Here is a 24,888-nt window from a genome sequence, read left to right on the forward strand (position 1 = left end):
AAACGTAAACTCCTAAATAGAGATTTGTCACATTATTTCTGTTTAAGATTAAATACCTTTAATAATTTGTAAATTCTATAAAAGTTTACAACATCCTATAAGCTATTTTTGGCGTAGATTAAGTCGTTTTAAGAGCCAAAAATATTATTTGAAATATCCCTATTTTAAATTGAGTATTATTTTTTACTAGTAAAACGCTACTTAAACGCATAGCGTTCCAAAAGATCCCCTTACAAACTTTTCATGTATTTCAAATTAAAAAAACATTAGCTAGATGCTAATTCTATTAATGAAAGCTTTGATTCTTACACATATATCTAGTAAAATTCTTATATCGGAATCAAACTTCTAATAATAAAATTTCAAGTAAGCCTTTATTTATTATATTGTTTAATAAATATTTTCTTGTTTTCAAAAGTGAACGTTATCAAAACGGATAGCTTTTATAATTTAATTAACCTCAATATTAGATACATAGACTAATCTAAAAGACAAGTATCTGCTCAGGAATCCTTTTGAAAGTAGTAAAGTCCTTTTAACCTTGTAGCCCTATAAAAGTCTCTATTATTAGAGGAATGATCCTACTAATAAAGAAAGAATATCTAACACACAAATAATGGAGGTGTAAAGTTTGGAATATGGATATTTTGCACAAGAAGTAGCAAAGCAACTAGATATTAATACTAATACACTTCGTAGATGGTCAATTGAACTAGAGAAAATGGAGTACATATTTGAAAGAAATGAACGTAACCAACGAATTTATTATGAAAATGATATAGATATTTTAAAACAAATGAAGGAATACCTAAATCAAAACTGGAAATTAGAAGAGGCCGCTACGCGAAGCATTGATATAGTTGAAGAAAACGCACAAAAAACGGATAGCGTTCAGGAAGAAATTGATACTGAAGTAACACTTCAAAAACGTTCACAGACGGATATTTCAATAATTCAAGATAAGTTTTCTTATATGTTTAACCAACAAGAAAAAATTGTACAACAAAACCAAGATATTATTAATTTATTATTACAAGAAAGATCAGAAAAAGAAGAAAAAGATTTGCAAATTCAATTACTACAAGAAAAACTAGATAAAACAATTCAATTGCTAAATGAAGATCGACAAGAACAACTGGATAACACCAAGAAAACGTTCATTCAACGTTTGTTTAATCGAAACTAATTTTTGGGTACATTTTCTATCAAATACGTATCCCAATAAAAAAAAGCGGTAATTACCGCTTTTTTTTTATTTTTTAACCCATCTTCACAATGCTAAATATAGATCTTCAAAAGTAGTTCTTCTTATGTCTGTTTTTAATATCTATTTAACTTCAAAAATAAAGTGAAATTTTAATAATACAAATCTAACTACCACTCATCAAATGTTTTTATAGCTATAATCTTTTTAATAACTTTCATACATACCTTCTAAGTACAATGTATAGATAGTAAATTGATTTAAACTATAATCTTATCAACTGAAAAAATTCACAAGAATTCCTGTCTTTTCTCATCTTTTCCTCAATTCCTTTTCTAAATTCAAGAAAAGAAAAAGGAAGAACGCAACATAAACGCTTAGTATTCATGCTAAATTTCAGTGTGTATATACTTAAATTCTATATAGTTATTCCTCAACTCAAATTTAAATTCGATCTTGTATGAAATTTAGATTATTGTTTGCAATTTTATTGCGTTTTAAGACAATTCCACCGTGACAAGAATTATATACATATTTCTTTTGCCTTTCCTATGAATTGCAAAGATCCTCAGTATTAATTAATATTCATGTATTGATCATGATTTTCAAAAATTAGCACCATGGTTTTTAGGAAGCTTGGTTAGGTTCTGTAATTCCCCAACTTTTTAATAGCTTCTTATTATAAGGCCAAAACAAGGATATCTTCCCCCTACAGAAATGGATTTAACGGTTTATGAACGCATCGCGTTCACGTTTTATAAAGCGTTAATTTAACGCTTTATAAGCGCTCATCCCATAATTCTTCTAATCTTGTTGTAATGCAATTTTATGTTGAATACTTAAATTACGTTTTTTATCACAAATATCGAATAATAGCTCATTTTAAATGAATCTACAATGTTAAAATAATGTGTTCCTGAACTTTCAGCTTTATCAACACATCTTTTAACATTCCCTATAAGCTACTTTAGTATAAGTCGCATTTCTCTCAAAGGCTCATAAACATTGATATAAAAAGGATAGTCGCTACAAAAACGGATAGCGTTCACGTGATTTTAAACACTAAAATAACACTTTGATAACGTTTATACAATAGTTAATTTAGTTACATTCTCTAAAACATCAAATCCTCTTAAAAGTATTAAACTTTCAGGTTCAACTAACTACTTTATTTGCTAAAAAATGAGTTCCAACTTAAATAATTGAGTTGGATCATATACAAAGTACTCCCTCTAATTAATGCTTTCATTATTACTTTTTGAGCACTTTAACTTAAGCAGTCTATCAGTTATTACTTTTGATCTAGAGAGCCATACAGAATCATATAATGTAAACTGTGAACTCACATTATATACATCGATTAAAGAAAGCAAAACACTCTAAATTAATGCATTTAATATTTAATGGTTCACTTGCTCTATAGAATTACAAGATAAAGAAACAAGAAAAGGATTAACTTATAATTTTTACTCTACAAAACTCACCAAACAAAATAATATGCAAAGTAAGTTGTGGTTACCCAAATAAAGACGTTAAAAATCTAAGATTTCTGTAGCACAAATTTCTATAGAGATATTAACGCGAGACTAAATCTGAGAAAAGAAGCTGTTTATCTTTTAACTGTAGGGACTAAAAGAGTAGCCCACTGAATTAGAAATTTCACACTTCAAACAGTCTTGGAGGCTGTTAAGTGGCGAATAGTTAGATAGGAATAGATAACAAACATCTTATTCATATCCTTTTCAATGAACAACCCTATAAACGTTGGTATTAAAGGGATAATCGCCATAATAACGGATAGCGTTCATGTAATTTTAAACACTAAAATAACACTTCGATAACGTTTGTTTTGATAGCGGATTCAAATACACCCTCAAAAAAATCAGATTTTCTTAAGAAGATTATAATTTAAACTTTTAAGTCTAACTTTAATTCCTAAAAACATCTTAAAGGAATCCATTCAATACATATAGAAAACTTCTCCAGGGCTTATACAAATGACGTACCAAACATACAGTTAACTAAAAAATAATTAATCCAGCAAACATACCGAAATAAATTCTAATAAATTTCTGTTTAATATCTATTAAATATTTATTAGATATTTATTCGCAATAAAAATCTAATCTACCCACCTAAACAACAGGGTGAATTCAATTAATATTAAAATTATATTTATAATATATCTATTTTATATTTAATTACTGTAGAATCCTCTAAAACCCTTGTTTCTACTATGGTTTTAAGTTATAATATAGCTAATAAATATAAATAAGAAATAAAAATTATAGAGGTGATGTATAATGACAGATTTAAAAGGGAATAATCTTCATATAGACATTGAAGGTGATATTGGAAACGATTCTTTTAAAGGTTATATCAATGGTGAATACATAAAAATGAAAAACGTATATCAAAGCGTTTACTCAATGCCCAATGTAACAGAAACAAACACTCAAAAAAATATAATTAATTTAGTAGACAATATGTTTGTAAATATTGCTAGTAAATCAATTAGAAGATCTGGGATGTACTTTATTGGTAATCGAGCGATGCTAACAGGAAAGAACCCAAAAAACATGAACATTAAAGTAGGCCAAAAATATAATGATGATTTGCCGTTAATTAATATGCTAGGACTAATTGCAAATAAATCAGTCCAGCTTGAATGGGAAAGAACGGAACAACTGCCACAATCAATTAATGTGACTGTTGATCTTATTTCAGCTATTCCAGCTAGCCAATGGACACCTGTAAACGCTAAGCACCTAGAGCAACGTTTTACTAACTCAAATCATGTTGTAGTTGTTTATGTGGGAGAAGAACAAGTAACAGTCAGCTTAACATTTAACAGTGCAAACATTACCCAAGAAGGTGTTCCTCCTTTATATGCAATCCTTGAAGGCGAAGAAGATATGTTTAGTGACTTTATTAAACTATATAAAGACAAACTTGAGGTAGAGACAGTAAAAAAAGCATTCTTTAAGAACAAAAAAATCTTACATATCGATATTGGAGATGGAACAACTGAGTATATATACACAGTTGGCGTAAATCCAGTCATTGATGCTTGTAGTGGAGAAAGACGTGGAGTTGGGCATGCTACAGAAGAAGCTGTTAAGCTATTAAACCAAGAACGTGGAACAAATATTAAACGCCAACAATTCTCACAAATCCTTCAAGATCGAGATCATAAATACCATGAAGAAGCTACTGGGTACTTTAATATTACAAAAGTGGAACAGGCTGAACTTATCTTAGAAGATGCAAGTGAAAAATATGTAAGCAATACAGCTAGTGAAGCTGAAATTTTATGTGTATATGGTGGCGGAAGTGTTACTTTTAAAGATGAGTTATATAATCAACTATTAGAGTATTGTGAACAAGTTGGTATGTACTTATTATGGATTCCAGAAAAATATGCTGTAGATATGAATGCTAGAGGTATGCAAGTAATCAAGAAAATTCTTACTCGAAAAAAGGTGAGATAATATGGCTGACAAGAAAAGAGAATCTTTCTTTTGGAATCTCAAAAAAATTGAGAACGAGGAGTTCTTTAAATGGTTTGAATCTCAAGGGAATATAGCAGATTCACTATATAAACTTGTCTGTTACTTCATTGATAAACATGGCTTACAAGATGTTGGTGATTATAAGATTCAACAACAAATGCAAAGAGAAATCTTACTTCAAGATAAAGATTTTTTAAATGAGGTTAAACGGGTCCTATTGAACGATTCAAATCTCATTATCAAAAATGATGACCAAAACATCCATAATGAGATTAAATCTCCTAATGAAGTAATTGGGGCTCTTGAAAAGAAATCCGATACTGAAAATGTAAAAAAAGAAGACGTTTCTAAATCTGAAACAAATACTTTGAATGATGAATATGAAGATCTTGATACAGCAAGTTTATTTGGTAATTAATGCTGTCAACATAACAAAAAGAGTCCTGAGTAATACGGACTCTTTTTTGAGCTTTTACAAAAGTAAACTTTTAAATACATAATTATTTCAAACATCATATAGAACCAGGTTTATCTTATCTGGACAATAATAGCTTGGTCCCTTACAACGAGAGTGGGAGCATTTACATTTCTATTATTTATTTTACCACTTGAACAGATACTGGTTTCCACCCCTGATTCTCTATCCAATCAATATCAACCTTATATTTTTTGTTACTTTGCTTATCTCGCACATTACCGTAGGCTTTATTATTACCATTATTCCCAATAAAATCGAAAATCAATTGGCTCTCTGGAACATCAACAGCATAAGAAATTGCTTTTTTCATCTCACTCCAATCTACTGTTCCTTCTTTAAATTTCATTTCAGGTTTTGCCCCTTGCTTTGTACCAATTGGCTTCCAAGAAGGATTAGTTTGAGAACCCTTTTCTTGAGATACCGATTTTTCTGCTTTTTGTTTCTCTTCTAACTGTGCTGCTTCTTTCTCTTCACGTTTCTTCTCTTCTAGCTGTGCCGCTTCTTTCTCTTCACGTTTCTTCTCTTCTAGCTGTGCCGCTTCTTTCTCTTCACGTTTCTTTTCTTCTAGCTGTGCTGCTTCTTTCTCTTCACGTTTCTTCTCTTCTAGCTGTGCCGCTTCTTTCTCTTCACGTTTCTTTTCTTCTAGCTGTGCTGCTTTCTTTTCTTGAGCAATTGCTTTCTTTGATGTATCAGAAGAGGAAAACAGCTGGTATGTCACTATACCAACTGTCACTAATACCAAAGTAAATGCAATATTAAAAATCGCCTTTTGACGACGATTTTGTCGTTTTTCTTGAAACCTGCTTACTTGTCCCATTCTTCAAACCTCCGTGTTTATTTTCTCCTCTAATCTTTATGTATTATTCCCATAATTCTTAATATTTTTATTAAATGATAGAAATAAACTACACTTCCCATACAGGATTTCATATCATAATAAAATTTGTGTTTTTTCAAGCATCTGACATATGTTATTCAAAAATAGTTTAATACATTAAAAATTAATACGCTGCTGCACTTAAGAAACCTTCAATTTTATTCAAAGGTGATTCCAATTACGTCCACATTAGATCTCCTGTAGAAAGCTTTTTAACAATTAAGCCCCTTCGTCCCTTATTTATAATTTTTAAATTAAATTTCCCTCTATAGTATAATAAAGATGTGTCGTTTTCTAATGGGGTATGTCGTAAAATCAAAAGGGATTTTATCTCTTTTACCTTCTTTTCAGAGTAACTTTCACAACTAGGGAATTCTATGATTCCTAATGTAATCTTTAATTCGCTTTCATCACAAAGCCAATCCTTATTAAGTTCCCTTATCTTTTGTATAAAGCTTCTTTTGGTTTTTCCTATATAGAGCAATGTTACATTCTTAGCATATACTCTAGAGATTGCAAATAGCCCCTTCTTATAAGCTTCTTCTCTATTATAAAAATCATTTAGATTATACAATCCATACCATTTAATATGTACTGTTTCTATTAGCCTCACCTCATTTTTAGACGATATTGCAATTTCTGAATGTTCAAATTATTGTGAGCGCATAGTCCTGATTACTTGAATTATAAATTGTGCTTTTCAATAATACATTTTATTATTACTAACTTCAATCATGAAATTGTAAATATCTTTATGCATATGTACATATCTTCACGATTTCCTATCATTTTCTTCGTCAAGTAGGGCTCATAATTCTCTTCGGTAATTTTATCGTTCTGTGGTAAGAAATTTACAGGGGAAATAGCATCTCAGTCGGATGAGTGAGTTGCGCACACAAGATTGCGCCAAAATTTATGGATGTCAATACCACCCAACCATGAAAATACCATAGGTTGTCCAGGCTGCAAGAATCCTTCACGGAAAAAAGTTTTATTTGATGCATTTGCCTACACCTTCATTTCTATGCTCATCCATACTTTCTTAGTTTTGTAACGTTTGATGAGATCAATGTAGGTGCTAGTTACGTAAATAGAACTCGTCTGTTGGCTGTCATTCGCCTATAACATTTAAGCGTAGCTAAGTGGAGTAGTTCAATTAGTAATTAGTATGTAAATACTCTAAAAAAAGAGTCCTATATCTAGGACTCTTTTTTTAGAACTTTATTTTAAACTTACATCTTATCGATAATTAACTGTCGTTTATACCATTGACTTAAATTGTTTCTCGCCGTACTAGAGAGTCGTTTTGTTTTTTTATGATAAAATCTAGAAAGAGTAGGCTGCGATATACCTATCTCTATTGAAAGTTCTCGCATAGTTATATTCTTTTTCAGGTGCACAAACTCTATCTTCTCTCTAATTACTTGTTCATTTTCACTCGTATCTAATGGTTTTTCTATAATTTTTATTGGCTGACTTTCCTCATGTATTGTATCAATTGTTTTCTTTTTTGCTAATTTTTCCATTGAACTAATTAGTTCTTGAGGTGGCAATATTACTATTCCTAACTGTGAATAATAGTTTTTAAACCAATTCTTCTTGGTCAGTTTTTCTTCTTCTAAACCATTATCATATTCCCAATGAGAAATTACCTTTTCTTTTTCTAAATCCATAAGAACATTTTCTAATTGTTCACGAATACGATTAGGTTTTTGTTTCTGGTTTATACCCATAACTGCTAACAAACCTTTATCTCCACCTATAGAATAAGGTCTTTGTATACTAGAAAACATTTGACGTATTCTCCATTGCCATGTCAAATATCGAATTAACCTTTTATGATATTTGTGTCTATAACTATTATATTCAAGTGCCTTTTTTGATAATAATGCGGTAGTACTATTAGATCCATATAAATATCCGGATAAGAAACTACCCGGTTTGATTCGGCACGATTCTATTCCCATGTATTCGTTTGTATTTTTATCTCTCCATAGAACTACAGAATCTAATACGAATAGCCTTTTAATTACCTCACGTTTAACTTCATAATGCTTACCTGTTTCAGCACGATCATTTAATACGACTACTTCATTGTCATCATTTAGATATATAAAAATACTCGCTAGGGCCGCAATCCGCTTCGCTACTTTAATTTTATCTTCTACCCTATAATATTCAACACCATTTGCCTTGGCCTTTGAAATACTGCACATCTCTAAAACTTGTTCATATGAAAAATCGATAAATTCATCCGGCGATTTAGCTTCATTCAACCATTGAATCGTGATGGAATCTAAACAATCTGCAGTTAGATCATCCATATTACTCATTACACCGTCTACTAATGTATTCCATCTTGCTGCCTCTTCAATATTCGTTAACTTTAGATCTTCATCTTTATGAGATGAAAGCTGTGCTACCCCATTACTATCTTTTGTTTCAATAGGGTATGATTTTAACCGTGTGTTTTCATCTTCTTCAAATTGATTTTTAGCTATTCCATCTCTTAACTTATAATACACAGCGGAGTTATTTACTTCTAAATAGTTTTCATTCAAATTGCTTGCATCTGATTCACTTGTTGCTGTATTCACTATATTAGCTGTTTGATTTTCACGAAACTCTTGTTCAATAAAAACTCCTATTTTCTCATGAATAATTAATTTGTAAGTATCTATATTTTTAAATATATCTAGAGAAGAAACACCTTTTCTTTGTTGTTGCTCTAGCCACTGTACAAGCATTGAAAATGATGGAGAAAGGTATTCTGAAGTCACAATTTTACTTTTATCTGCTTTAACCTCAATATAATAGGAATTCCATTTACTCCACAATTGCTCATTCTGTTTATACAGTGGTTCTGTTATTGACAGTGCATCTCTAAACAATTGAAGAACGTCTTCCATATAAACTCGGCTCCTTATATACATTTATTTATTGGCGATCTTAATTTGAAAACAATTAGCTATATGATGTTCCTTTATATAAAACTAGAAACGTAGTCGGAATCTTCCACTCTTTCATTTCAACGTTAACATCTTAAGGGCTCTAATTTGTATACTTATAGCCCGCTCTGTAACTGATTATACAAGACGCAATTGATTTTTAAAATCCAAATAGCAATTTTTTCAATAACCAATCTTTTTCCATACGCTCTTTTCCTATTAGCATTTCGGCAATATTATTCATATTTATCATTTTAGCCAAGAAGACTCCTTCCTCAAGGAGCGTGAAGGGTCACAGCCCAGTGAGTAGGTGGGAGATGAATTGGCTTCGAACAAGGGATGGCAGGAAGCCATCTTAATTGTTCGACATACATAAAGTGTTACTCCACTACCTATCGAATGTACGTTTGGTATATAATAGTCATATACCGAAATGGAGGTGAATTAAATGATGATTAATAAAGCCTATAAGTTTCGTATCTATCCAAATAAAGCACAAGCAATTCTAATCAACAAAACGATTGGTTGTTCTCGCTTTGTATTCAATCATTTCCTATCCTTATGGGATCACGCATACAAAGAGACAGGAAAAGGCTTGACCTATGGTACATGCTCTGCCAAACTACCTGCCATGAAGAAAGAGTTTGTTTGGCTAAAAGAAGTGGATAGTATTGCGATTCAGTCGTCTGTTCGCAACCTTGCGGATGCCTATACACGCTTTTTCAAAAAACAAAACAGCGCCCCGCGCTTTAAATCTAAGAAAAACAACGTACAATCTTATACCACAAAACAAACAAATGAAAACATTGCTGTTATAGAAAACAAAATTAAATTGCCAAAACTAGGGCTTGTTCGATTTGCCAAAAGTAGTGAAGTAAAGGGACGTATTGTAAATGCTACAGTTAGACGGAACCCTTCTGGTAGATATTTTGTGTCATTGTTAGTTGAAACAGAAGTACAAGAACTTCCGAAAACAAATTCTTACATTGGAATAGATGTAGGACTAAAAGATTTCGCTATTTTGTCAGATGGAAGACCCTATAAAAATCCGAAGTTTTTCCGATCATTAGAAGCTAAGTTGGCGAAAGCACAGCGTGTTCTTTCTAGAAGAATGAAAGGATCTTCTCGCTGGAATAAGCAACGAGTAAAGGTAGCTAGAATTCATGAATACATTTCAAATGCTAGAAAAGATTACTTAGACAAAATCTCAACTGAAATCATCAAAAACCACGATGTTATCGGTATTGAGGATTTGCAAGTATCGAATATGTTAAAGAATCATAAGTTAGCAAAAGCAATTAGTGAAGTGTCTTGGTCGCAATTTCGATACATGTTAGAATACAAAGCAAAATGGTACGGCAAACAAGTCATTGTCGTATCGAAAACATTTGCTTCCAGCCAATTATGCTCTTGTTGTGGATATCAGAACAAAGACGTTAAAAATCTAAACCTACGTAAATGGGACTGTCCTTCTTGTCGTACACACCATGATAGGGATATTAACGCAAGTATCAATATAAAAAATGAAGCGATAAGGCTTCTAACCGCAAGGACTGCGGGGTTAGCCTAATCAACTAGAGTTCGATAGAACTCTTTACTTAGGAATCCCTCACTTCTAAACGAAGTGAAAGTGGGGGTAGTTCAATAAAGAGATGAAAGTTAAAAAATGTAAAGATGAAAATATAAATTTCACTTTGCCCCCCCAAGCTCATCAAAAATGAAAATTTATAGCCATATCATTGCCCTTTCCACCAAAACATGAAACAAAAAATTACATGATGTAATTCTTTTTACTAATTCGAAATTTTTTTCTAAAAGTGCTTAAAGCTTGATATATAAGCTTTTCTATTAAAGCTATACTATTAGTTATGAAAATTTATAGCTATATGATGTCCCTTTCTTTTCAGATAAAAACCTCATAAACCCTTTTATATTGGGAGTTTTCAAGTTATTATCTCTGTTTTCACATATTTATGAAACATGAAAACCTATAGCTGTATGATGTCCCTTTTTTTACCCAAACATGAAAATCCACCTAGCTACTTCATGTTCCTTTTGAAATTATAAAATTATAGATAAACCCCATTAACATCACTATTCAAAAGGTTTTAGCGTTTTAAATCACAATTATAAACATGAAAATTCATAGCCATATGATGTCCCTTTTATTTTTTAAAAAATTGATATAAACGCTGATTTAATCACATTTACAAGGTTTATTTTCTATTTTTCTTCTTTTCTACCAATATGAAAACCTATAGCCATATCATGTCCATAAAAAAAAATACAACAATCCTTTAACCCCTTGGTACACAAGGGGTTAAAGGGCGTTTCATCTTTTTATTTTTTCTCTTAAAGGGACGCATTTCAGCAAATTTCGATTTGGTATAATCAAAATTGGTATATTTTATAGTTTATTGGCATTTATTTCTGAATCTATAGGTAGGAGGTGAAAAAGATGGGAAAATCATTTATTATTCGTAATCAACGTAGTCTAAATGGACAATCTACAAATGCGGTTTTAGTAACACTGAAATCTTGGCAAAAACTTGTGGAAACTTTTGAAGAGAAATACTACAGCTATAAAGACACATACCTTGAGGATATTGTTGATCATATGACATATGAGGAGCGTATTGCCGATGTGGATGGCTTCGTAGCACAGGCTAAACCATCTTTTTCACGTCGTACACTATCTGCTATTTCGGAAACAATGGGAAGAAAGCATAAATTATATGGCATTACAAACGCAGATTTGGAAGTCTTCTTATATCTACATAAAAAATGTTACACGAATGGGGTCATTCCAAATGTAACAATACATATGATGTGGGAAGATTACAAACTATATAAAGAAGAATTTGCTTATATACAGCATTCTCAATTCTATATTGCATTAAAGAAATTAAGTATACATAACATTATTACGATTGAAAATGAATTAGATGGTCGATATACAATTAAATTAGCTCATTTTATGAATGAAGAAACTAAAAAAGCCAATGCATATGTTTATATTAGCCCAGTGGTATTTACGAAAGCTTTCTTTGAACTATCAGTTGCATCTAAGAAGCTATTCTTAGATATTGCTATGCAACAACATAGTGAAACTACACTAAAACGTTCCTTAGACAAACAGGATGAAAAAGGGAATAAAACTCATTTTGGTGGGATGTATCGCTTTTTACATAAAAAATATCCACATCAAATCCGCGCAGTTATGACAGAATTAACAACTGCCTTACCATGTACAGGGACTCCATTATTCAAAATTTGCAAATTGCAAAAAGGAGTTAAGAATAAAAAAAGATATACGACTCTATATCTATCCTTACATACAGATTTCTTGTGTGCAAAAGAAACAGGAGAAGTACAGTATCGCGATCCATTCACACCAAAGCTTACTTATGCTCGTAAAGCTCGTTTTATCGAATCCGTACTACAAGAGATGAATATCGGTGAATTTGCACAAGACATGAACAAATTCATTCATGTACTTAAATATACATGCCATCGACAAATTCGAAGCGTAATTCATAGCTTACGTGACATGATAGATCGTAATGAAGAATATCCAAGTAAATTAGTCTATACTCTAAAGAAATTATTAAATCAAACATCACAATATCAAATTCTTGATACTGCGGCTAAAGAGGGGATTTACCCTCTTATTACACAACATGTTCCAAAAGAACAAAAGGAACAAGCTGTATTTGATTTCGGATTGCATTTCTCTATGTACTCTCTTCGAAACATCAAAAAGCTGTTCCGCAAAACATATGAGTTACTAAACTATAAATTTGCTGTACCTGTTACAGAGGAATCCTATCACCGCAACTATCTAAAGTATCAAGAAGAAACGTTATTTAGAAAGTACGCCTATGAACAAGGTGCAAACCTAAATGCTTATATTGCTTTAGAAATAGAAATACGTGAACTCTTAAAAGCAAGAGGACATAAAGAGCGTATTATTCCTAGTGATGTTCGTGAATTGTTCATTGAAAAGATAGATAGATTACCGAAAGAAAAGCTTCGTGTTATTGAAGTACCCGATAGCTTCAATTTAATAAAATTTATTCGTGCCTTTGAACAGTTAATCCGCGGTGGTATTCGAGTAACAACAGCTGAGCAAGTAATTTCAGCAATGAACACGAACTAATTATAATCAGCTCTCTATTTTTGAAAAAATTCAAGATAGAGGGCTATTCGTGTTGATACGTATATCTAAAAGAATTTTACTTGCTCTTCACAATAAGTAACTTTACTGGATTCTATTCATAATAGAATCTTTTTTTATGCACTCATATACAAAAATAGAATAGTGCCTATCTAAATCTCCACACATACTTTCATATAGAAATGTTATAAATTATCTATATACATTCAAATACCTACAAAAAATCATAAGGAAAAAATTAAATTTCGTGGATAAGTAGATAAATAACATATAATGTGAGCAATTTATTGTAAATATCGTTGGTATAAATAGTATCTACGTCTTTATCTACCAAAAATCATCAATATCAATGTTAGTTATGTGCTAAAACTGGATTATGTTGATTAATTTACATATAATGTGAATCTTTTGTGGATAAATATAATAAGATTGTGGAAATCCAGTGAATTCATATGGAATTTTACAATTGAATAAATATGTTTATTAATGTATTAATTTGTTTCATTTTTTATGTAGGAATACTACATTTCATTTATGATTATTTGTAGATTCCAGATTGTAATAACACCTATTTTTTCGTTGTTATATTCTACTATTTATGATTTTTTACGCTATGTACTGTTACAAGGCATTGTTACAGTAAGGATAAACATACATTTGGCAATCCTATATAAGTTTTATCTTTTTATTTTAAATATATATAAGATATATATTTATATTAGATTTTATTAACTAACATTCAATTTCATTCATACTAAATTAACTGAAAACAAAGATTAAAAAATGTTCTATTCATATACGAAAAAAAGGATGTTTTCTAAAATCAAAACATCCTTTTAAAATTTTCAAATTAATGTTCTTTAAACTGTATGGTTGCTACCACTTGGGCATGATCAGATTGTTTTTGATTTCCAATATCATCACATTTTAAATGCCGGTCAAGTACCTCATATGTGCTTACTCGACCAACATGCTCTTCGTTTTTTTCATTAAGTGCATTAGATACAAAAATATAGTCTAGTACATTTCCTATTTTTTTATAATAATGAGTTGGCAATCTTTTTTGTCCACTTTGATTTGGAGCTAAGTCAAAAGCATCGTAAAGTTTATAATCGTACCCTATTTTTTGTGTTTCTTCAGGAAGCGTTGAATAGGCTTTTCCATCTACTTCTAAAAGCCTTTCTCTATTAGTTAATGCTTCGATGGGAATAGAGTATTCATCATCATTTAAATCACCCAGCAAGATAACTGGAACCTCTTTATGAGTGCTTAGAGTTTCTGAGATCTCATGATACAAAACTGCTGATTCTGCCCCTCGTTGTAGTAATGATGCTACATGTCCAATTGATCTTGCACGTAAAGTTTCTAAAATTTTCTTATCCCATGTATCACTAGATGTAAAATTTAGATCTTTAACTACTGGATTTTTTGATTTTAAATGAGAAACATAAAAAACGACATCACCAGATCCATTAATATGTATCTTAGCTTTTATCGGAATTCGGCTGAATTTAAAACCTTTTTCAACCGGTAGTTCTTCAGTAATAGAATCTGGAACTTTAACTGGATCTATTGATATTATTGAATGCTTTGAAGCTATAGCAACCACTGGTTTTATAAATACTAACGAATTGTTTGCATCTGTCACAGCGTTTTCTACTGTTTCAAAATGAGTAAACCCTAGCTCCTCAACTAAGCTCTTCAAAGTCGTTGTGCTAAATACTTCTTGGAAACCAATAACATCGCATTTCATCTTCAATATTTGTTCTTTAATCCATTCTTTCTTTATTAACCAATCGGCGTCTGAATAAACATTTTGAGGCTCATACCATGCGAAAGGCGGTTCAACAAATTGGTATAAGTTAAATGTTCCACAGCGGATTTGCATAAGCTTTCACCTTCTTTAATATGATTTTTCCACACAGTGAAGATAGTGGCTGTTTTTCACCTATTAATTCGAATTTAATGATCTATTCTTTCTACTTATATTGTCTTGGTTAGTATTATATTTTAATTGGCTATTTAGAAAGAATATTTTCAGGATATGCCATTAATGTTTCCTTCTAAATGATGAATATACCCTATTAAATATTCTCTACAATGTGAAGGCATATTTTTATGCTTTTTAAGGTATAAATCGAAAATTTGGATTCTAACGCTCTCAAGGGGGATGAATGTGCGATGCAACAGCATAAAACTTACAGGACTTCTCATGTTCTATTTAATAGTTGGGGAATGTAAAAAAATCTTGGGCTCCAAATTATGTAGAAAGTTCAATTCATCCATTCACAAAAAAAGTTATTATGGACTAAATTTATTTTATTAAATGCTAATTCCTTTTTTTTCATGTATGAGATGTTTTACCGATTACTCATAATATGGATGTTCTTAAACTTATTCAAAGGAGTAACGTAAAATGAATCAACTAAAAGAAGTTATAAGTAAAGCCAAAATTTTATTAGTGATATCGCTAATACTTTTGTCAGGATGTCGTATGAATGGGGCAACTCAACCGGATGTTAGTCAAGAAAAAGTTTCTAACAAAAGTAATTCAATAAGAAACATTCAATTATCTCATGAAAATGAGGGGAATACTCGTACAGAGGGGATTTTAGGTTCTGATTATTACAAAAATGTAAATGAACAATCAGGAGAAGAGCTTAAGGGGGTATTACATGAAATCATTAAAAAACAAGACGTACTGTCTTACGAACAAACAAAGCAAGCATTAAAAGAAACAGATGAAGATCCCAATAACCCAAATAATATTTTGTTATTTTATGCGGGGCGTTCTCAATCTAAGCAATCATTTGGGAGTAGTGGGGATTTATGGAATCGCGAACATGTATGGTCCAAATCACATGGTGGATTTGATACAGAGAAAGGTCCAGCAACAGATCTTCATCAACTTAGACCAGAAGATGCCTCAGTAAATGCGGACAGAGGTAATCTTGACTTTGACTTAGATAATGGACATGTGAATAACCATAATGCAAAATGTTCTGGAACGGAACATAATGAGGCTCCAGATACTTGTTATGACGATGATTCTTGGGAACCAAGAGACGAAATAAAGGGTGATGTTGCAAGAATAATGTTTTATATGGCAGTTCGTTATGAAGGAGAATCTGGTGAACGGGATTTAGAGTTGGTAGACAGAACAGGCACTAAAGTACCTAATCACGGAAAATTATCTACATTGTTAAAATGGCATGAGCAAGACCCTGTTGATGAATTTGAAAGAAGAAGAAATAATATCATTTATGAAAAGTATCAACATAACCGTAATCCTTTTATTGATCATCCTGAATATGTAGGACGAATTTGGGACTAATTAACTAAATCAGCATTGATTTTAAAATGATGTAATAGCTATATATATATTGAAGTTCAAGAAAATGAATTTGTATATCAAAAAATTTTATTCGATTATTATTAAAGTCAAAAAAAGAGGGATTAAATGTTAAAAAAGAAAAATATGAAATTAAATTCCCCCTTAAACTTCATCGAGTATTAAATGAAAAATTTGAATTAAGTTGCGAAATAATAGAAGAATTCGACATTAAGTTAAAGGATGTTGATGAGACATATATTCAATTTATTGATAAAAAGAATAGGGATATGTATACACAGGTTTGATTTTGCGAAATCGAATAAACAGAGAAGAGAATGCATGTGAATTAACTTATAAAAAAAGATATGAAATTGTTAAGGATGATATACAAGGTGCTTTAGAAAAAGCAAAAGAAGATGGATTCGTTGTAGATAAGAATGAATTTAATGTGGAAATTGATTGGGGACTTACTAATAAAATTTTAAATATCGTATATAAACCAGATAAACAACCACGATTATCTGGACTAGAATTGCCGTCGGTAGAAACTTTACGAGAAATGTTTTTTAATAATGGCCACAAATATTTTTTAACTCTGGGAAAGAGGTTATTAACCATTCAGTTGTTTATGGTCCTGTTTTTTCACGAAAGTTTAAAGGGACATTTAAAAACAAAGAAGTAAATTTAGAAATATGGTCCATGGCTGAATGTAAGGAGCCAATTGTGGAGATTTCTTTAGAGAAATTTAAAAGTGATGAAAAAGACGAAGCCAATCAATATTATAATGAATTAAAAGAACTACTAAGTACTAAAGTTAACGAAGGATGGATTTTGAAGGAAAAGTTTTCTAAAACAGATTGGGTAATGAAGAAGTGCAAATAAAGTATATCTAGTATTAAAAAATACGTCATTCTAAAATGGGAATGACGTATTTTTTTAGGGACAAATTCGAAAATCTGTATCATTATCATATGTATTTAGTGTATCTAGAAATCTATATGGATGGTGATGAGATGAATCAATATCAAATGTTATATAGCACTCCGTATCTCTACTCTTCAGAAATGCTCAGGCAAATGTATAAAGGAACCAAGAAGGAAGATAACATGTATGCAATACGAGAGCACATGCTACGTCATGATGTATACCTAGACCGACAATACAGAGGTTATTATTATTTAAGTCAACAAATCGAAGAAAATCTGTATGGTGATGAACAGGCTGTCTCCTGGAATGAGCTATTAAATGAATATCAACTTTTTAAGGATGGTAAAGGGAGTATGTCCATTAAACCAAAAGGATGGGGTTAATTAGTATGACAATCATTGGGGAACTGGGTATTGTATATGGCCTGACGGGTGCTTCAGTTTTAGGAATAAAATTGTTAAAGAAGAAAGGTTTTTACCTTCCAGGTTGGTTGCTACGTGCGGGTCTTAAATGCTTACTAATTGGAACGGTTTGGTACGTACTAATGGATATACTAGATGTGTTTCTACGTTAGTATTACATCTGGTAGTTGAAAATGATTGTAATAGCGCATCTTAAACGTTTTTTCTAAGCATCCATACAAGCTCAACTACCTTAATGGAGGTATGGAGGAATGTTATCACTTTTATTAATTCCAGCAACCTTTTTAACTGTAGCTTATTTTTATCAAAGTAACGGAACGAGTGATAAGAAAAAAATTACAACATTTTTTGAAATTGCAAAGATATGTGTTCAGCATAAAGGGGAACTAAAATACCCAATTTTTATAAAAGAAATAGAAGATGGCATAAGTATGAATTATGTTTACAAGTTACCACTCGGCGTACCAAGTCAACTTATCAAAAAATTAGCTGTAGTATTAGAAGAAGGACTATATAAACCTGTTAAAATATTGTTCCATCAAAGAGAGCTTCATATTCGCGTATTTAAGCGACAAATACCTGAAATGTGGAATTGGTCTAGGGATCTGTTAAAAGAGCACACATGGAGAGTTATGATCGGGAAAGCGCTAGATAAATATGTATATCATGATTTCGAGAAAACACCGCATATGTGTGTGGCGGGTATGACGCGTTTTGGAAAGACAGTATTTTTAAAAAATGTGATGACTAGTTTGATTTTACAACAATCTCAACACGTGAATTTTTTTATTATCGATTTGAAAGAAGGACTAGAATTTAGTCCTTACAAAGAGTTATCCCAAGTTGTAGAAGTTGCTGAAAATCCGGAACAGGCGTTAGAAATGTTGATAAGGGTACGTGAAAAGATGGTAAAACAGATTGAAATGATGAAAAAGTCCTATTTTACCAATATCATAGACACATCAATTAAAGAACGTTGCTTTATTATAGTCGATGAAGGGGCAAATCTATGTCCTACACAGGGATTACCTAAAAAACAACGTGATGTATTATTTTTGTGCCAGGAGATGTTGTCCGAAGTCGCAAGAATTGGAGGTGGTTTAGGGTTTCGGCTCCTATTTTGTACGCAATATCCAACCTCGGATACATTACCAAGACAAATTAAACAAAATGCTGATGCAAAAATAGGCTTTCGATTACCGACTGCGGTCGCTTCCCAGGTCGCTTTGGATGAATCAGGACTGGAGGATCTGCCATCCCTGCCAGGAAGAGCATTATTTAAGACTGATCGTACAGAAGAAATTCAAGTACCTTTTTTAAAAGATACAGATATGTGGGAGTTGTTGAAGAAATATAAGGTGGTGAAGCAATATGAGGCATCAAACACTCAAACAGAAAGCGAGACAAATCGAGATTTTATCCACTTTGAGTAAGTTAGATTTTGCAACCAGGAGGCAATTACAAGCAATTCACTGTCTAGGGAGCATTCGAAACGCAAATCGTGTATTAAAGGATCTACATTCATATTGCCACATTACAAAAATGGCTCGTGAACACGTATATTATTTAAACAAAAAGGGACGGGATTTATTAGGCTTTACAAAAGAAGTAAAGAAGAATAGTCAATTACAGCACATATTAATGCGAAATGAAAGCTGGATGTGGCTTGGTTTTCCAGAATGGAAAACAGAAAGACCTATAGATTTTTCAATTAATGGTCAACGGTATCAAATCATACCTGATGCAACGTACTTTGAGGGTAATGTCCCCCATTTTATTGAAATAGATCGCATGCAACACATGAAGGTAAACGAACATAAAATACAGTTATATGGCCATATAACAGATATCTATAAAAGACAGAATGCTATTGTTCCAGTAATTATTTTTTTTACACTATCAGACTATAGACAATCAAAGTTAGAGCAATATGCTGTAAAACAAAATGTGTTTATGAGAACTTTTGTGATGAATGATATTTTCTGATTAAAGCCAAAAATCTTGATGATCTACATTTTTATTAGTTAGCTTTTTTAAAGCCCTAATAATTTTGTTACCGTTTTTTAGAGATGGATGAAAAGCGCTTCCTTTACACAACCGACTAATGGTTCCTCTACTAACACCACTCTCTTTAGCGATATCTTGTTGTGTTAAATGGTGCTTATCTAGGAATTTACCAAATTTACTTCTGGGCTTGCCAATATCAAACCAATTCATTATATTCACCTCAATTAATCTAAGTTTTTTACTACTAGCTTGTCCTTAAGTTCAAGATTTAAAACATGTCAATTAATTAACATGTTTTAAATCTTAAATGCATATAATAAACAAAATAATAAAATGAAAAAACTTGTAATAATTTTGTGGAATCTAGCATTCATAATAATAGCTACAAGTTGCTGATACACTATTCTAATGGCAACTTGTTGCAAAAGGTATTCCTATAAAATTAAAAGCCTAAACTCGTTGGTGCACAAGGGTTTAGGCTTTTCTTAATTTATGGAGTAATGAAAACAAGTTTAATAAATTAAAAGATACTATATTGTTCGTTGGTCGAATATTGAAGAAATATATATAATTTCACGTACCATAATGGTAATAAAAAATATTTTCTAAATGATTGTATAACGTAAAACAATAGGAAAACAATGAGAACTAATATTTTGTTTTTTCGGAGGGTGAAATGAAGTTTGATTACTCAAAATGCATGAATCTAATGATTTTTAGCTTAGACCTTTGTTCATTTTTTTCCAGTTTTGCGTGTGTCATGAAGGGATTAGATCCATTAAAAGTAAAATTAGCTGTCGTTGGGGATGGAAATAGAAATGAATCTATTGTGTTGGCTACCACTCCTGAACTTAAAAAATTAGGTATCTCCACAGCAGCAACCAGACTATAAGAAATACCAAGAGGTCCAAATTTAATTGAGGAGCTACCACTGGTTCCGCACCATTCATATATTCCTTTTACTTTCGACGCACTTTTGAGAGTATATGATATTGTCTCATAATCCGTAATACTTTTTATGATTCACAGACAGTCCCATTTATCTAAGAGTGGTGGTCACTCTTAGATATCCATAACGTAATTTATGCTTAAGACAGACGGTCTTTATCCTCTCTTCTATATCATTTCTAAGACGTTCCGTTCGCTGTAACCAGCGATAAAATGTGGAACAGGGTTTCTAATAAGCTACATAATTCTCTTACAGTTATTTTTGTTTTGCATAGTAACTGCAGTTTCTGGTTTCAACCCCTTTCGATTTCCAGATACTTTCTACTCAATAAGATAGTTTAAAAAAACACCGAGAAAATTATTACAATGATACTTGTACACTAGATGCCAACTTTCAATTTATAACGGTGTCATAAACTAGGATGCCCTGTAATTATATTCCGTTAAGGGGATATAATTACATGTTTTTAAACTATAGGTGGGTTAACCTTAAAAACAGAGCTTCCTGTAATCTTTTTATCCACTCTGTTGCCCTATTGCCTATCAAGAGCATCCCACGTAATTGGACCTACTGTTCCATCAGCAACTAGATTAAATGCTAATTGAAATTCTATAACTGCTTGCTTTGTCTTTTCACCAAAGATTCCATCACTTGTTTCTGTAAAAAATCCAGCTTCCTTAAGTGCTTCTTGAAGTTGTATCACAAATTCCCCTGTATCACCAATACGTAGAATTGGCCGAGTGGAATTAGGTTTTAAATTTTTCATTTCTAAGTGTGGATTATCTTTAAATGAGATCCAATCTCCTCCCCATTTAAATCCCAATTCCTTTGCGATTGTTACTACCCGCATCCATTTATCGTTAACTTCCCAAAGAGGTTTACTACCATCCTCACTCATTACAACAAAGTCAATTGCTACCCCAAAATTATGGTTAGATTCTCCAGGTTTTGCACGCGTTACTATTGGCTTACTTAAATCACCATATTCTTTTCCATTATAAATGTATGTTTTTCTCCCTTGACCAAATAAAGCTGCCTGTTCTTCCATACTTCTAAAACCAGAGGTAATTTGAACATATATATTTTCTTCATAAGCGCGCTTAATAAGCTCCAATGCAGATTCTTTAACAATAATATGAATACCATCTTTCATATTCCTAATAGAACGCTCTAATAAAATTTCTAATGTAACAGTCATTATAATTACCTCCATCAATTCATATCGTTTATTCTTTCTCAAAAACTTTAAATTATGATAAAGAGAAAACTGGAAAATGTTCTCTGAAAAGAACGTTATTTTTGCTTTTCTTCTAACATCATTAAGGTAAAGGCTAGTATCTATTCATTTATAAAATAGTCCTTACTGGGTATTCTAATTTTTAGAAGGAATAACATGTTTAAAAGTGGAGGGATTCTAATGCCTGAAAATATTTCAATTTCTGGACAAGTACAAGGGTATAATAGAGAACCGATTTGTAACATTAAAGTGTTAGTATTTAAAGATGAAAATTATGTAAGTCACACATTCACCGATAATGATGGTAAATACCAGTTATCTATACCATCTAATAATTTGATTAGTGTTTGCTTCAATACGCATGCTACGTTCGCAAATGCAAAAGAATGGCATCCATCTGTTGTTTCAAACATAGACACTCGACAAGACGTCATAATCAATCGTTTTCTTATGCGCGTAGGCGCGAGTAATGGGGCTATGGCTGAAATAGACGCGCTCACAGCTTATCAATTTTGTGTAATGTGGACTAATATAGACACCAATCTTGAACGAGGCTATGCCGAGTATACCGCTTTTCGCCTTTCACAAATGAAGCAACCTTTACGTGAGCTTGATGAATTTCGAAGGAAATTAGAAGAATTTTTCTTAAAAATATCTAAATCCACATAATTACTGTTTGTTTTTGAATAATCCCTAATTAGTACATCTAATGCAGAAGAGCAATTTATAATGAAGAATGTAATTTTTATGAATATTCTTTAAGGAAGGAACTCACAAAAGTACCTTCCTTTTTATGTGCTCATTGAAGAATATTTCATTTAATAGCATAGATTTCACCTTATTTCCTTGAAAAATCCCCTTAATTTTACAAAAAATGCAAACTTTCGCTGTACTACATTTATTTCGTACCTGAAATCACTATTTTAAACCTTCATGTTTTTCAAAAGAAATCTTCTGTTAGAAAAAAGATCAAGAACAAAACTATAACATTTTATTTTTTCTTTCTAACTTGTTTCTTTTCAAAATATGTAATACTTCCTAAATATAAAAACAATTGATTAAATGTAAAAAGATGAATCCAAATGAAAACACTCCCCATTAATAAAACAATCGTTGTTGGTAGACCACTTAGTAAGAACTGTAAAAATTGATTTTCGTATGAAGCACCACCATACCTATTCCAATAAAAAATAAATAAACAAATTAGCAATAAAAACGAAAACAATATGTGCCCTTTTGCAACAGACTCATTTCTCCACTGCTCGAAGCTGGAACCATAAAAATAAACTAAAGCAAAGCCAAAGCAGATAATTAATAGAATCATGATAATCCTTACTGTCATGCTTAGCTTAAAAGTTCTAAAAACCCTCTGGCTAGCAGCGTCAAGAATTTCTTTATAATAGGAATCAGCAATTGAAGATGAGACCCATTTTTCCATTTTAAAAAATTGATATTCCTTCTCTCTTAAAGATTTATTACTAATTAGATTTTTAATGTTTGTTATTTCGAACTGATATTCACTCATTTTATAACCATCCAGCATGAGAGAATACGCTTCCACTTCTGAAAAAGAATCTAAATCCGTCCGGACCTTCGAAAGAGAATCTTGAACTTCTTCATTAATACCAAAGGTTTCAGAAGGTGGCTCAGTTTTACGCGATATTGTTTTATCGTGAAGTTTATGATTTTTATCAAAATAGGAAATCTCTTTAATTGGTAATCCTTTTTTTAAGTGTAAAAGAGCTACATTATCTGAGTGCTCTTTTATAATCCTTGAAAGTTGTTGCTCACGTATACGATCCATAAAAATACCATTAGTTCGTTTTAAAACACTAGGTATCTCGATACCAGGCTCTTTTTCATCGTTTAGTTGTCCAGACGCATCACTAATGATAAAATGGGTACATTTTAATTCATCATTCAATACCCCAATCACTCCTTGGTTATCATGTGCACCACCATCAACTAATTGGACACGTATCCCTTTATCGTAAAGCCCACTGATAGCAAGTGGTGTAAAAACACCCGGAAGACATGCTGAAGCAGCAACTGCCCAACCTAGCTCAAAACATCCATGTCTATATACATTCTCATATGATTTTACTGGTTTAAGCCTGAGGTTCTTATCAATTGTCTCATCTAACTCTATTAAATTTGTCTCTCCCATATTCTCTGCACTAAAATGCCAATTATGTCCATCATTTAAAACCGTAGCGTTCATTACTAAAATGGGTACTTTTGTTTTTCGTCTTCTATTTCCTATAATTGGGTTGAAAGTAGTGTCTTCACCTAGCGGATTTATTTTTAGATCCTTCATTTTTATTGGAATATTATTATTAGGGTTAAGTACTCTGCGGTATAAATATTTATCATATAGTTCACCTATATAATCACTTCGAGAATAATTGGGTAAACTCATTTTTAAGTTTTTAATGGGTTAAGAAAAGTACGTAATCGAAAATTACATTGAACAGATTGAAGAAAATCAACTTCAATTTTCGCGATGATTTCTTGATAATCTTCATCTCTAATTTGATCATCTGTTTTCTGCTCAAGTAATTTCTTTATATGAAGATAGTATAATGCTCCAATTATAGAACCACCCGATACAGTAGAGATAATTTCTACATAACGAAGTAATCCTAGATTAGCCAATTTCGCGAGTACTCCAAGATGAAAAAAAGCGGCACGAAATCCCCCACCCGAAAGAGCTATCCCAAGTTTGTCCCTTTTATCTTCTAGCACTATGATAAACTTCCTTTCCTTTAAGAAATTGTTTTTTAAACATCCTATCTCTATATTTCCTTTACTTCTGA

Annotated in this window: 22 protein-coding genes and 1 pseudogene; 14 read left to right on the plus strand and 9 right to left on the minus strand. The window is 31.6% G+C overall.

Going from position 1 to position 24,888, the window contains the following annotated elements; translation table 11 throughout:
* Nucleotides 1–631 precede the first annotated feature (631 nt).
* From AAG068_RS27710 to AAG068_RS27720, 3 genes are all read left to right on the plus strand, one after another.
* Entirely contained in the window at nucleotides 632–1,186 is a 555-nt protein-coding gene (locus AAG068_RS27710; RefSeq protein ID WP_098138944.1) for a MerR family transcriptional regulator, read from the plus strand.
* A 2,321-nt stretch (nucleotides 1,187–3,507) separates the two neighbouring features.
* Nucleotides 3,508–4,695 (plus strand): ParM/StbA family protein, encoded by a 1,188-nt coding sequence (locus tag AAG068_RS27715; protein WP_088080615.1) that lies wholly within the window; start codon nucleotides 3,508–3,510, stop codon nucleotides 4,693–4,695.
* A gap of 1 nt (nucleotide 4,696) precedes the next feature.
* A complete protein-coding gene (locus AAG068_RS27720; protein WP_342719905.1) occupies nucleotides 4,697–5,134 on the plus strand; it encodes a hypothetical protein in 438 nt (145 codons plus the stop codon).
* A 178-nt stretch (nucleotides 5,135–5,312) separates the two neighbouring features.
* Here the strand turns inward: AAG068_RS27720 and AAG068_RS27725 are convergent, their stop codons facing one another.
* From AAG068_RS27725 to AAG068_RS27735, 3 genes are all read right to left on the minus strand, one after another.
* Complete coding sequence (locus AAG068_RS27725; protein ID WP_342719906.1) at nucleotides 5,313–6,011, minus strand: YrrS family protein; 699 nt, start codon at nucleotides 6,009–6,011, stop codon at nucleotides 5,313–5,315.
* Nucleotides 6,012–6,249: 238 nt separating this feature from the next.
* The gene (locus AAG068_RS27730; protein ID WP_342719907.1) at nucleotides 6,250–6,684 is read right to left on the minus strand and encodes a sodium:proton symporter; all 435 of its coding nucleotides are present in this window, start codon (nucleotides 6,682–6,684) and stop codon (nucleotides 6,250–6,252) included.
* 619 nt (nucleotides 6,685–7,303) lie between these two features.
* A complete protein-coding gene (locus tag AAG068_RS27735; protein ID WP_342719837.1) occupies nucleotides 7,304–8,980 on the minus strand; it encodes a helix-turn-helix domain-containing protein in 1,677 nt (558 codons plus the stop codon).
* A 487-nt stretch (nucleotides 8,981–9,467) separates the two neighbouring features.
* On the opposite strand from AAG068_RS27735, the gene tnpB reads away from it, so the two are divergent.
* Both tnpB and AAG068_RS27745 read left to right on the plus strand, forming a co-directional pair.
* Nucleotides 9,468–10,589 (plus strand): IS200/IS605 family element RNA-guided endonuclease TnpB, encoded by a 1,122-nt coding sequence (tnpB, locus tag AAG068_RS27740; RefSeq protein WP_342719838.1) that lies wholly within the window; start codon nucleotides 9,468–9,470, stop codon nucleotides 10,587–10,589.
* Nucleotides 10,590–11,477: 888 nt separating this feature from the next.
* On the plus strand, nucleotides 11,478–13,178 hold the full coding sequence (locus tag AAG068_RS27745) for a hypothetical protein (RefSeq protein WP_342719839.1): 1,701 nt from the start codon (nucleotides 11,478–11,480) through the stop codon (nucleotides 13,176–13,178).
* An 868-nt stretch (nucleotides 13,179–14,046) separates the two neighbouring features.
* Here the strand turns inward: AAG068_RS27745 and AAG068_RS27750 are convergent.
* A complete protein-coding gene (locus tag AAG068_RS27750) occupies nucleotides 14,047–15,084 on the minus strand; it encodes an endonuclease/exonuclease/phosphatase family protein (protein ID WP_342719841.1) in 1,038 nt (345 codons plus the stop codon).
* 528 nt (nucleotides 15,085–15,612) lie between these two features.
* On the opposite strand from AAG068_RS27750, the gene AAG068_RS27755 reads away from it, so the two are divergent.
* From AAG068_RS27755 to AAG068_RS27785, 7 genes are all read left to right on the plus strand, one after another.
* Nucleotides 15,613–16,530: an endonuclease I family protein gene (locus AAG068_RS27755; RefSeq protein ID WP_342719842.1), complete on the plus strand. Its 918-nt coding sequence runs from the start codon at nucleotides 15,613–15,615 to the stop codon at nucleotides 16,528–16,530.
* Between the two features lie 307 nt (nucleotides 16,531–16,837).
* A complete protein-coding gene (locus AAG068_RS27760) occupies nucleotides 16,838–17,212 on the plus strand; it encodes a hypothetical protein (RefSeq protein ID WP_342719843.1) in 375 nt (124 codons plus the stop codon).
* 17 nt (nucleotides 17,213–17,229) lie between these two features.
* Complete coding sequence (locus AAG068_RS27765; RefSeq protein ID WP_342719844.1) at nucleotides 17,230–17,412, plus strand: hypothetical protein; 183 nt, start codon at nucleotides 17,230–17,232, stop codon at nucleotides 17,410–17,412.
* A 131-nt stretch (nucleotides 17,413–17,543) separates the two neighbouring features.
* Nucleotides 17,544–17,840, plus strand: a complete 297-nt coding sequence (locus AAG068_RS27770) for a hypothetical protein (RefSeq protein ID WP_342719910.1) — start codon at nucleotides 17,544–17,546, stop codon at nucleotides 17,838–17,840.
* A gap of 5 nt (nucleotides 17,841–17,845) precedes the next feature.
* Complete coding sequence (locus AAG068_RS27775) at nucleotides 17,846–18,031, plus strand: hypothetical protein (protein ID WP_342719845.1); 186 nt, start codon at nucleotides 17,846–17,848, stop codon at nucleotides 18,029–18,031.
* A gap of 99 nt (nucleotides 18,032–18,130) precedes the next feature.
* Entirely contained in the window at nucleotides 18,131–19,312 is a 1,182-nt protein-coding gene (locus tag AAG068_RS27780) for an FtsK/SpoIIIE domain-containing protein (RefSeq protein WP_342719846.1), read from the plus strand.
* The gene (locus AAG068_RS27785) at nucleotides 19,251–19,865 is read left to right on the plus strand and encodes a replication-relaxation family protein (RefSeq protein WP_342719847.1); all 615 of its coding nucleotides are present in this window, start codon (nucleotides 19,251–19,253) and stop codon (nucleotides 19,863–19,865) included. The genes AAG068_RS27780 and AAG068_RS27785 overlap by 62 nt, the downstream gene beginning before the upstream one ends.
* Here the strand turns inward: AAG068_RS27785 and AAG068_RS27790 are convergent, their stop codons facing one another.
* Complete coding sequence (locus AAG068_RS27790) at nucleotides 19,866–20,096, minus strand: helix-turn-helix transcriptional regulator (RefSeq protein ID WP_342719848.1); 231 nt, start codon at nucleotides 20,094–20,096, stop codon at nucleotides 19,866–19,868.
* A 466-nt stretch (nucleotides 20,097–20,562) separates the two neighbouring features.
* Here AAG068_RS27790 and AAG068_RS27795 point away from each other — a divergent pair, with 466 nt between their 5' ends.
* A complete protein-coding gene (locus tag AAG068_RS27795; protein WP_342719849.1) occupies nucleotides 20,563–20,778 on the plus strand; it encodes a damage repair protein in 216 nt (71 codons plus the stop codon).
* 70 nt (nucleotides 20,779–20,848) lie between these two features.
* Here the strand turns inward: AAG068_RS27795 and AAG068_RS27800 are convergent.
* Nucleotides 20,849–21,155 (minus strand): annotated as a pseudogene (locus tag AAG068_RS27800) (IS3 family transposase); the annotation flags it as partial.
* Between the two features lie 212 nt (nucleotides 21,156–21,367).
* Nucleotides 21,368–22,033 carry a peptidoglycan-binding protein gene (locus tag AAG068_RS27805; RefSeq protein WP_342719850.1) on the minus strand — a complete coding sequence of 222 codons (666 nt, stop codon included), beginning with the start codon at nucleotides 22,031–22,033 and terminating at the stop codon, nucleotides 21,368–21,370.
* A 219-nt stretch (nucleotides 22,034–22,252) separates the two neighbouring features.
* Here AAG068_RS27805 and AAG068_RS27810 point away from each other — a divergent pair, with 219 nt between their 5' ends.
* The gene (locus AAG068_RS27810; RefSeq protein ID WP_342719851.1) at nucleotides 22,253–22,741 is read left to right on the plus strand and encodes a hypothetical protein; all 489 of its coding nucleotides are present in this window, start codon (nucleotides 22,253–22,255) and stop codon (nucleotides 22,739–22,741) included.
* 322 nt (nucleotides 22,742–23,063) lie between these two features.
* Here the strand turns inward: AAG068_RS27810 and AAG068_RS27815 are convergent, their stop codons facing one another.
* Together AAG068_RS27815 and AAG068_RS27820 are read right to left on the minus strand one after the other, a co-directional pair.
* On the minus strand, nucleotides 23,064–24,491 hold the full coding sequence (locus AAG068_RS27815) for a hypothetical protein (RefSeq protein WP_342719852.1): 1,428 nt from the start codon (nucleotides 24,489–24,491) through the stop codon (nucleotides 23,064–23,066).
* A 2-nt stretch (nucleotides 24,492–24,493) separates the two neighbouring features.
* Complete coding sequence (locus AAG068_RS27820; RefSeq protein WP_342719853.1) at nucleotides 24,494–24,817, minus strand: patatin-like phospholipase family protein; 324 nt, start codon at nucleotides 24,815–24,817, stop codon at nucleotides 24,494–24,496.
* Between the last annotated feature and the right edge of the window lie 71 nt (nucleotides 24,818–24,888).

This window comes from Bacillus paramycoides, from assembly GCF_038971285.1.
Classification (GTDB): Bacteria; Bacillota; Bacilli; order Bacillales; family Bacillaceae_G; genus Bacillus_A.